Annotated in this window: 8 protein-coding genes and 1 pseudogene; 6 read left to right on the forward strand and 3 right to left on the reverse strand. The window is 70.8% G+C overall.

Annotated elements, in window-relative coordinates; all coding sequences use genetic code 11:
• Positions 1-234: 234 nt before the first annotated feature.
• The 3 genes from EJK15_RS08820 to EJK15_RS08830 all read right to left on the reverse strand — a co-directional run bounded on the left by EJK15_RS08820 (position 235) and on the right by EJK15_RS08830 (position 4,005).
• Complete coding sequence (locus EJK15_RS08820) at positions 235-2,061, reverse strand: DUF2264 domain-containing protein (RefSeq protein ID WP_240776850.1); 1,827 nt, start codon at positions 2,059-2,061, stop codon at positions 235-237.
• A 109-nt stretch (positions 2,062-2,170) separates the two neighbouring features.
• Positions 2,171-3,199, reverse strand: a complete 1,029-nt coding sequence (locus tag EJK15_RS08825; RefSeq protein ID WP_138709881.1) for a LacI family DNA-binding transcriptional regulator — start codon at positions 3,197-3,199, stop codon at positions 2,171-2,173.
• Positions 3,200-3,228: 29 nt separating this feature from the next.
• The gene (locus EJK15_RS08830) at positions 3,229-4,005 is read right to left on the reverse strand and encodes a sugar phosphate isomerase/epimerase family protein (RefSeq protein ID WP_171074185.1); all 777 of its coding nucleotides are present in this window, start codon (positions 4,003-4,005) and stop codon (positions 3,229-3,231) included.
• A gap of 302 nt (positions 4,006-4,307) precedes the next feature.
• Between EJK15_RS08830 and EJK15_RS08835 the strand changes: the two genes are divergently transcribed.
• The 6 genes and pseudogenes from EJK15_RS08835 to EJK15_RS08860 form a co-directional block, all read left to right on the forward strand.
• A complete protein-coding gene (locus EJK15_RS08835) occupies positions 4,308-5,771 on the forward strand; it encodes an ABC transporter substrate-binding protein (protein ID WP_171074186.1) in 1,464 nt (487 codons plus the stop codon).
• Positions 5,772-5,830: 59 nt separating this feature from the next.
• Positions 5,831-6,835 carry a carbohydrate ABC transporter permease gene (locus tag EJK15_RS70320; protein ID WP_171074187.1) on the forward strand — a complete coding sequence of 335 codons (1,005 nt, stop codon included), beginning with the start codon at positions 5,831-5,833 and terminating at the stop codon, positions 6,833-6,835.
• Entirely contained in the window at positions 6,835-7,689 is an 855-nt protein-coding gene (locus EJK15_RS08845; protein ID WP_138709885.1) for a carbohydrate ABC transporter permease, read from the forward strand. Before EJK15_RS70320 ends, EJK15_RS08845 begins: the two co-directional genes overlap by 1 nt.
• 40 nt (positions 7,690-7,729) lie before the next feature.
• Complete coding sequence (locus EJK15_RS08850; RefSeq protein ID WP_206060728.1) at positions 7,730-8,887, forward strand: hypothetical protein; 1,158 nt, start codon at positions 7,730-7,732, stop codon at positions 8,885-8,887.
• Entirely contained in the window at positions 8,881-9,867 is a 987-nt protein-coding gene (locus tag EJK15_RS08855; RefSeq protein ID WP_138709886.1) for a hydroxyacid dehydrogenase, read from the forward strand. Before EJK15_RS08850 ends, EJK15_RS08855 begins: the two co-directional genes overlap by 7 nt.
• A pseudogene (locus EJK15_RS08860) lies at positions 9,864-10,341 on the forward strand (D-2-hydroxyacid dehydrogenase); the annotation flags it as partial. The gene EJK15_RS08855 and the pseudogene EJK15_RS08860, both read left to right, overlap by 4 nt.

The raw sequence follows: 10,341 nt of genomic DNA on the forward strand, positions 1-10,341 counted from the left end.
GCGCCAGCGCGCGAACCGGGGCGCCCGCCTCGATCAGCGCCCGCAGCACCTCGCGGCCCACGTTCCCGGCAGCCCGGTGACAAGGATCATCGCAGTCGGTGTCGTGGCAGGTCAGCGCATGCAGGACCCGCTGTTCAGCGGGAGACAACGGCAGGTCGTCCAACTCGCGGGCGCGCGGCCACATGCCCTCGAACGTGTCCGCCGGCATCGCACCACGCCGGGCCGGCGGAGGCCTCACGGCGTGGGCGCCGGGGCGAGCAGAGGCTCGATGGAATCCCACGCGGGAGGCTCCGGCCACCCGCCCCCGCCCGCGGCGTCCGGTTCCGCCGAAGCCGAGCCCGCCGCGCCCTCCAGGCCGATGACCGCGCAGGCCAGCAGGTGCTCGCCGGGCGGCAGCTCGCCCTTCAGCGTGGGGATCGTGGTGCGCGGGGCGAACACGTTGGTGCCGGGCAGGGCCACGACGAGGGCTCCTTCCCGCCGGCCGGACAGGTCCTCGATCACGCACAGGCCGTGCGGCGAGTCGATCCTGGCCCGGCCGGGCCCGGTGTCGACCCGGGTGGGTGGCCGGTCCCGGTCGACCGCGAAGGCACCCTCGGCCGTGCGCAGCGCCCGCCCGGTTCTGATCCGGTGCACCCGCACGTGCCACGAGGGCAGCGCCACCAGCCAGGTCTCGATCTCCACGTCGTCCCAGGGCGTCCAGCGCGCCTGCAGCACACCGTCGGAGGCGGAGACGGCGTGCGGCAGCTCGCACGGCCGCCAGTGCTCGCCGTCCTCGCTGAGCGCCAGCGTGCTGTCGAAGGCGCCGTGCTCGAGCCCCAGCGTCCCGGCGGGCACGCTGAAGCCGAAACGCGTGGAGTAGGCGAACTTGGCGTACTTGGCCGCGCCGTGCCGCACCCGCGGGTTGCGCTGCCCCGCGCTGAGCATCACCACGTGCCGTCCCTCCTCGCAGCGCAGCAGCGCCACGCCTGCCTCCGGCTGGGTGCTGACCTCGGGGAGCGCGGGAGCGTCGGCCTCCTTGGCGGCCCAGAACGGGTGCTCCGCGGGCAGGGCGAGCGGCAGGAACGCCTTCATGGCCCAGTACGGCGAGCCGGGCGCGTTGTACTGCTCGGCCAGGTGTGGCTGGGGGTAGCCGTAGCCGATGGTGAGCAGCCCGGCGGTGTCGCGGATGGGCCGGCGGGCCCACCAGCGCAGGTTCCGCAGCAGGTGCCCCTTGGTCACCTCCCAGGGCAGCGCCTCGACCCCGGCGAAGGCCAGCGCCCCCCAGAACGCCGACTGCGCGAAGCGGTAGGTCAGGCTCCTGCCGAACGGGACGGCGACCCCCTCGCTGGTGAACCAGTGCTGGAAGTCCTGGGCGAACGTCGCGGCCCGCTCGCGGAAGCGCTCGGCCCTGGCCGGATCGTCGCCGAGCGCCGCGTAGATGAGGCCGTAGTAGTGCATGGCGAACGGGATGTAGTAGTCGCGCTGCCACGTCGGCCCGTCGGAGTACCACCCGCGTCCGAGGTCGAACTGCTCCAGCCGGTCGAGTCTGGCCGTGTTGGCGTCGTGGTCGTGGGAGACGCCGACGCGGCGGAGTCCGAGCCCCACCATGACCGGGAAGAACAGCCAGTTGTTGTTGTTCGGCTGCACGGTGACCGCGTGCCGCAGCCAGGCGGCCACCGTGTCGCGCTGCCGGCCGGTCAGCGGGTCCCAGATCCGCTCGGGGGCCAGAGCGAGCGTCAGGCCGATGGCGGCGGTCTCGACCAGCCGCTGGTTCCGGTCGAAGACCGCGCCCCAGGAGTCGGGATGCTCGGGGTCGGTCCCGGCGGCGAGCCCGGCGCGCCAGAGCTCCCAGTGATCGAACGCCCCGCCGCCGGCCGCCAGCGGCGCCAGCCCCCACAGCGGGCGTGCAAACGCTTCCAGCTCGGAGGCCGCCTGGTCGTAGTGCGCCGTGTTGAACCCCAGCCGCAGCCGCCCCCCGCCCGGGCTGAACCGGGAGATCAGCGGCGTGACCAGGTCCAGGACCTGCCGCTCCAGGTCGTCTCGGTCGCTGCCAGGCCGTCCTGTGCGGTCGTCGGTGTCCACGGGCTCTCTCTCATCCGTTGGGAAAGCGCTATCCTGAGACAGGTTTCCCGCCGCCGCCCTCGCTTGTCAACAGCCCGGCCGTCCGGCCGCCGAGGGTGCGACCGTACGGTCACCCGGCCAGTTCGCTGGTCACCCGGGGCGGTGCGGTGCTGTCGCGGACGTGCAGCTCCATCGGCAGGTACACCGGCTCCCCGTCGTGCCCCTGGGTCATCAGGGTCTCCAGCATCTCGGCCGCCTGCTTGCCGAGTTGTCCCCGGGGCGCCGACACCGTGGTCAGGCCCGTGTGCGCCACGTGGTCCAGCGCGATGTCGTCGAACCCGACCACTGACAGGTCCTCGGGAACCCGCACCCCGAGCTCGCGCACCCGGGTCACCGCCCCCAGGGCCACCAGGTCGTTGTAGGTGGTGAGCGCGGTGGCGCCGGTGCCGGCCACCTCGGCGGCGGCCTCGTACCCGCTGCGGCTGGTGGACCCGCACGGCAGGATCGTGACGGAGAGGCCGAACGCCTTGGCCGCCTCCAGCGCTCTGATCCGCTCGGAGTTGGCCCAGGACACCTCGGGCCCGCTCAGGTAGGCGACCCGGCGGTGGCCCAGCTGCGCCAGGTGGCCGCAGATCAGCATCATCCCGCCGAAGAAGTCGGCGGAGACGGCGGGCGCGGCGAGGCCGGGGACGATCCGGTCGAGCAGGACGAGCGGGTGGTCCCGGGCGGTCAGGAGGACCAGGTCGGAGCGCTCCATGCGGGGGGAGCAGAGCAGCACCCCGTCGCAGCTGCGCATCAGGTCCTCGACCAGGTCGTGCTCGATCGCGGGGTCCTCGTCCGACTCCATGACCATGACGCGGCGCCCGTGGGAGCGGGCGACGGCCGAGACGGCCTTGAGCACGCCGGGAAAGTAGGGGTTGGCCAGGTTGGGGACCAGCACGCCGATGGTGCCCCACTCCCCGCGGGCGAGCCCCTGTGCCGCGGCGTTGGGCCGGTAGCCCAGCTGCCTGACCACGTCGTGGACGCGCGCCGCCAGCGAGGGGTCGACCTTGGCCGTGCCGTTGAGCACGCGGGAGACCGTCGAGGCCGACACCCCCGCCGCGGCCCCGACATCGCTGATCGTCACCCGGGCCGGGCGCCCCTGCCGCAGATTACGCACCTGCTCCTCCTACCCCCGTGGAGCGCTCGTCAGCCGAGCAGCCCGCGCAGATGATCCAGATCCCTCCGTACGGCCGCCACCGGGTCGGCCGCCGGGTAGTGGACGTGCAGTGACAGCGGTCCGGTGCAGCCGCGTGCCCGCAGCCCAGGGATGATCTCCGCCCAGCGCACCACGCCCCCGTCCGCAAGCGGTTGCCACTCGCACACCCAGCCGTCCGCGGTGTTTCGCCAGACGGCGTTCTTCACTCCCATGCAGGCCATCCGATCGCCCAGCAGATCGACGTTGAGTGTCCATGCCTCGCTGCCCTCCTTGGCCTGGTTGCCGGGGTCGGCGTAGAAGCGCACGTCGTTCAGGTCGCCTGCGAGTGCGAGGGCGAGCGAGGCGGATGGATGGATCGTACCGTGATGCAGCTGGAGCGCCAGCTGTACGCCGTGCCGGGAGGCGAGGCCGGCCAGGCGGGCCAGCGCGGCCCTGGACTCCTCCAACCGGCGGCGGTATCCGGCGGCGGGGTCGTAGCGGTAGAAGCCCGCCCGCACGAGACGGACGCCGCTCTCGCCGCAGGCCGCGATGATCTGTTCGGCGTCCGCACCGGCGTCGAGCAGGTCGGTGGTGACGACGTCGAGGGTGAGCCCGCGGCGCTCGAGCTCCGCGGCGACGACGGCGATGCCGCCGGGGTCGGCGGGGCTGACCGTCTGCCCCTCGCGCACGACGAGGTCAGCCCCGTCGGCGCCCACCGAGGCCAGGGCCTCGGCCAGCCGGGCGGCGTCGATGGGACCGAAGGGCTTGGTGAAGGCGAGCAGGCGCACACGAACTCCCGATGTCAGAAAGCGCTTGTAGAACTTCTTTCAAGGCGCCGATCATCGCAACTCCGTCGCGACCTTCCCGGCGCGATGCTGCCGAGAAATGCCTGAATAACCCGCATATCCCGGGTAAAAGTGTGCCATGGAGGCCGTCGATCGGCAGGCCTTCACAGCCGAGCATCGACCTGAAACCGCTTTCTCACAAGCCTTGAATCGGGTTATGAGCCGGGTTACTCTCGACCCACCCTCGGGCAAGCGCTTACCCGTTGCCCGACACCCCTATGACCTCCGCCTCTTTAGGAGGGTCCATGAATCCTCATCGGCGTCGCACCACCACCACGATGATCATCGCTGCCATGGCGTCACTGCTCATGGCGGCGTGCGGCACCTCGAGCAACGGGAGCGGAGGTGGCTCGCAGACCACGCTGCGGATCTGGGACTTCTCCGCCGAACAGGTGAAGTTCCACAAGGACATCGGCGCGCAGTTCGCCAAGGAACATCCCAATATCAAGATCGAGTGGCGCTCGATCACCCAGGCCGACTACATGAAGACCCTGCCCCTGGCCTTCCAGAGCAACCAGGCGCCGGACATGTTCTACTGGAACGCGACCGGGCTGTCCGAACTGCTGGACCAGAAGTGGATCCGCCCGCTCAGCCCGAGCGGGACCGTCCCCGCCGACTTCACCAAGCGCTGGCCGGACGGGTCCTTCCTGGAAGGCATCAACATGCAGGACGGGAAGACGTACGGTTTCCCGTTCACGGAGAACCTCTACTGGGGCTCCGGCTACATGTTCCTCAACAAGCAGGTCTTCCAGCAGGCCGGGCTGGACGTCAACAACCCGCCCAAGGCCTGGACCGAGCTCAAGAACGCCTGCGCGCAGATCAAGGCCAAGACCAAGGCGGAGTGCATCGCCGCGCCCACCAAGGGCGAGGACATGCAGCGGATCTGGTACGGGCTGCTCAGCAGCGTCTCGACCTCGTCGACCGACTTCTTCGACTACAAGACGGGCAAGTTCAATCTGACCGAGCCCGGGCAGATGAAGACCTTCGCCTTCATCCAGGAGCTCAAGAAGGCCGGGTACCTGGCGCCGGGCACCAACGACAAGAACTTCTCCCGCCAGCAGTTCGCCGCCGGGCAGGCCGGCATCTACTTCGACGGCACCTGGATGCTGAGCGTGTGGGACAGCCAGGGCTTCAGCAGCGACAACTACGTGGTGGCGCCGCGCGTCGACCCGGACGAGGGGCAGACCGGCGCGGGCGGCCGCACGTACGACGGCAACAAGTACTGGGTCAGCTCGCAGACCAAGCATCCCGACGCCGCCTGGACGTTCATCCAATGGATGACCGACCCGAACGGCTACTTCGTCCAGCAGTACTACAAGAACGCCTTCGGCACGCTGTCCTACGTCGACAACCAGAAGATGGTCACCCACCCGGTGCTCAAGCAGATCATGCAGATCGGAGCGAAGCCGGGCTACCGGGTCCAGCTTCCCGAGCCGCTGCTCAAGTGCCCCGACATCGCCAAATCCAAGGCGTACGTCAACGCGCTGACGAAGACCCCCGACGCGGAGTGGGAGGCCATGAACGAGGCGCTGGTCAGCGGCCAGCCTCTGGCGTCCGTGGGCGCCGCCATCGTCAAGCAGCGGCAGTCCGCCCTGGAGGAAGGGCTCAAACAGGAGGCGGCCAGCGGCCTGAAGGTGTCGATGGACTGCTACACCTTCCCCGACTGGGACACCACCAAGGACTACACCTCGGACATGTACGGCAGCTGACCGGACGGCGCCGCCGGTCCGCGCGCCGGCGGCGCCCCTTCTCCCTCGTGAGGACATCCATGACAACCATCGCCCCTGCCCCCGGCAGGGAGAGGGCGACGGACAGCGACCGGTCGCCCGCCGAGCGTGTGCCCGAACGCGTCGATCACTCCCGCGAGCGCGTCCGCGGCCTCGACAGGGTCTGGCTGCTCGTCTTCCTGGCCCCCTTCCTCCTGCTCTACCTCGGCTTCACCATCTGGCCGCTGATCGCGACGATCTACTACTCCTTCTTCGACTGGTCGGGCATCGGCCCGATCGAGAACTTCGTCGGGGCCGGCAACTACGGCACGATCCTGGCCGACCCGCTGTTCTGGGTCTCGGTCGTCAACACGCTGATCTTCGCCCTGCTGACGACCGTCATCAAGCTCCCGATCTCGCTGGTGGCGGCGATCCTGCTCACCCGCAAGTGGCTGCGTGGCAAGCGGTTCTTCCGGACCGTATTCTTCGCGCCGCTCATCATCCCCGTCGCCATGGCAGGCCTGGTCTTCACCTACCTGCTCAACCCGTCCAACGGCGCGCTGAATGCGATCCTGCGCGACCTCGGCCTGGTCGACCAGGGGTTCGACGTGTTCGCCAACCGGTGGAGCGCGTTGCTCGTGCTCGTGCTCGTCTCCATCTGGCAGATCTTCGGCCAGTACATGATCTACTGGATGGCGGCGCTGCAGAACGTGCCGGAGGAGCTCTACGAGGCGGCCGCCATCGACGGCGCGAGCGAGTGGAAGAAGCTCACCCGCATCACGCTGCCGATCATCAGGCCGGTCGCCGTGATCATCACCCTGCTGGGCATCGTGAACGCCATGCACGTCTTCGGGCTGGTCGTCACGCTCACCGCGGGCGGGCCCGGCACCAGCACCTACGTGGTGTCCTACTTCATCTATCAGAACGCCTTCGGCAGGGTTCCGTTCGCCTACGGCTACGCCTCGGCCGCGGCGCTGCTGTTCTCCGTCATCGCCTTCGTCCTGGTCTCCGCCCAGGGCCTCGCGGTCCGCCGGGCCCAGCGGCTCAGGAAGGAGTTCGGCGTCTGATGGCGACGATCACTCAGGCCACCCGGCGCAGCAGCACCGTGCGGGCCAACCTCATCGCCCTGCCGATCCTGCTGGTCATCGGGCTCGTGTGGGTCTATCCCTTCCTGTGGACGATCTCGGCCGCGTTCAAGACCCAGGCCGGGATGTTCACCAGCGGCGCGAGCCTCGTGCCCGACCAGCTGAACTTCGACAACTTCGTACGGGCCTGGGTCAACGCCGGCTTCTCCGGATATTTCTTCAACACGGTGCTCTACTCGGTCGTCTCGACCCTCATCGAGCTGGTCAAGGCCGCCCTGTGCGGCTACGTGCTGGCCAGGTACGAATTCCCCGGCCGCACCCTGCTCTACCGGATGATCGTGGGAACCCTGTTCATCCCGGTCGCCTCGATCATCGTCCCGCAGTTCGTGCTGATCGAGAACCTCGGCCTGCTGAACACGCGGGCCGGCGTCATCCTGGCCATGTCCGGCGGCGCCGGCGCCCTCTACGTCCTGCTGTTCGTCGGGTTCTTCTCCAGCGTTCCGGCCGACCTGTTCGAGGCGGCCAAGCTCGACGGGGCCGGCTTCCTCAAGACGTTCCGCCTCATCCTCCCGCTGGCCAAGCCGGTCATCGCGGTGGTGGTCATCTTCCAGTTCATCAGCAGCTGGAACGAGTTCAACATCCCGCTGGTGTTCACCCTCGGCCAGCCCGACCTGCAGAACCTCGCCGTCGGGATGATGTCCTTCCAGGGCGAGTACGCCACCGACTGGACCGGGTTCGCCGCGGGAATGACGATCTCGTTCCTGCCGATGCTGATGATCTTCCTTTTCTTCCAGAACTACTTCACGCGCGGCCTGGCCGGCGCCACGAAGGGGTGACATTCCGCTTGAACCCCGGCTGGAACCCGGTGATCCCTCGATGGTGAGGCACGGCGCGTTCGCCTACACCTGGGACATCGTGGGCGACCCCGCGGGGGCCGAGCGCATCGCCGGCCTCGGCGTGAGCACGGTGACCCTGCAGGCCGCCTACCACTCGGTCCGGGCCACCACCCCGTGGCATCCCCGCCACCGCATCGTGCAGGCCGACCACGCGGCGGCCTACTTCCGGCTGCGCCCCGAGCGCTGGCGCGGGCGGCTTCGGCCGTACCCGCCCAGCTGGGGGGTGCCCGACGAGGACAGGTTCGGCACGGCGCTGGCCGCGCTGACGGGGGCCGGGCTGCGGGCCGAGGCCTGGCTGGTGCTCACGCACTCCTCGGTGCTGGGCCGCGAAGCGCCCGACCTGACGGTCAGGAACGCCTACGGCGAGACCTTCCCCTACGCGCTCTGCCCCGCCCAGCCCGCCGTCCACGACTACGCGCTCACCCTCGTGCGGGAGGTGTGCGAGCAGTACGACGTGCCCGCGCTGATGCTGGAGGCGTGCGGCTGGCTGGGCGCGGAGCACGCCGGCCACCACGAGAAGACCTCCGGCGCCCACCTGTCCGCCTGCGGCAGGGCGCTGCTGTCCCTCTGCCTCTGCCCGGCCTGCCGGGCCGGGTTGGCCAGGCGCGGCCTGGACGTGGAGGAGCTGGCGCGCGACGTGCGCGCCGCCGTGGACGGAGAGCTCCAGCAGGGCGTCCCGGCCGGAACGAGCCTGGACGAAGCGCTCGGCCGCGAGCGCGCCCAGGCCCTGTACGGTCACCGCGGCCAGGTCATCGCCGACCTGGTCCGCGCCGTGGCGGCACTGGCTGGCGGCCGCGAGCTGTTGCTCATGGCCACCGACGACCCGCAGGTCACCGGCCCCGACGTGGGGATCGACCTGGCCTCCTTCGACGCGCCGGTCGATGCGTACGTGCTCAAGTGCTGGGGCCAGGAGGAGGCGGCCCTGACCCAGGTGAAGGCCGCGGCGAGCCGCACCGGGGTCCCCCTCGTCGCCAACCTCACCGTGCTGGAAGACGGCCACGCCCGGATCCCGTCCCTGGCCGCCGACCTCGTCGCCGGGGGCGCGCGGCAGCTACGTTACTACCACGCCGGGCTCGGCTCGCCCGCCCGCCTGGCCAGCCTGCGAGCGGCGGCTCGCTTGAAGGAGAGGCAATGCTGAACGGCCTGTACGTGATGGATCCGAACCGCTTCGACGACGTCTACGGCCCGCAGGCCCGGGCCGCGATCGAGCGGCACCTCGCCATCCCCTCACCCCCGCTCACCGCCGACCGGCTCACGCCCGACGTGCTCGCCGGCCTCCAGGTGCTGGTGACCGGATGGGGAGCGCCCAGGCTCGACGCCGAGCTGCTCGCCGCCGCGCCCAAGCTCTCGCTGGTGCTGTACGGCGCGGGCTCCATCCGCCCCCTGGTCACCCCGGAGATGTGGGCCAGGGGAGTGCGGGTCACCTCGGCGGCCACCGCCAACGCCACCCCGGTCGCCGAGTTCGCCCTCTCGCAGATCCTGTACGCGCTCAAGCACGGCTGGCGCTACGTGCTGGCCGCGCGCGCCGCCGCCGCCCCCGCCGCGCGCGGGCCCGAGATCGGCGCCCACGGCGCGGTGGTCGGGCTGGTCTCGTTCGGCGCCACGGGCCTGGCCACGGCGCGGCTGCTCGCCCACCACGATCTCGTCGTGCAGGCCTACGACCCGTACGCCGACCCGGCGCAGGCCGAGCGGCTCGGGGTGCGCCTCGTCGGCCTGGCGGAGCTGTTCGCCACCTCCGACGTGGTCAGCCTGCACGCGCCGCTCACTCCTGAGACGCGCGGCATGGTCGGCGCCGGGCTGCTGGAGTCGATGAAGCCCGACGCCACCCTGATCAACACGGCGCGCGGCAGCCTCGTCGACGAGGTCGCGCTCGTGGACGTGCTGGGCAGGCGGACCGACCTGTTCGCCGTCCTCGACGTCACCGACCCGGAACCGCCTGTCGCGGGGTCGCCGCTGTTCACGATGCCCAACATCGTCGTCACCCCGCACGTGGCGGGCAGCCTGGGCCACGAGCGGCGCCGCCACGGGCAGGCGATGGCCGAGGAGCTCGCCCGCTACGTCGCGGGGGAGCCGCTGCTGTACGAGATCACCGAGTCCGGCCTGCCGAGGAGGGCATGAGCACCAGTGGCCGCCGAGGCCTGCCCACCCTGGTGCTGCTGCCGCCGCACGATCCGGCCACCGCGGGCTGGCAGGCCCGGCTGGAGCGGGCGGTGCCGGAGCTCGTCGTGCTCCGGCCGCGGACCCACGAGGAGGCGGCACACGCGCTGGCAGAGGCCGACGCCGCCTACGGCACGCTGCCCGCGGACCTGCTGGCGCACGCCGGGCGGCTGCGCTGGCTGCAGGCCCCGCAGGCCGGGCCGCCTCCGGGGTTCTACCATCCGGCCTTGGTCGCGCACCCCGTGCAGGTCACCAACATGCGTGACACCTACACCGACCACGTGGCCGCGCATGCGCTGGCGCTCGTGCTCGCGCTGGCCAGGGGCCTGCCCAGGTACGCCCGCGAACAGGCCGGCGCGCGCTGGGCGCCCGACTGGGACCCCGGCGCGGTGCTCCATTTGGGGGAGGCCACCGCCCTGGTGGTGGGGGTGGGGG

The sequence above is a fragment of the Nonomuraea basaltis genome (assembly GCF_005893125.1).
Lineage (GTDB): Bacteria > Actinomycetota > Actinomycetes > Streptosporangiales > Streptosporangiaceae > Nonomuraea > Nonomuraea basaltis.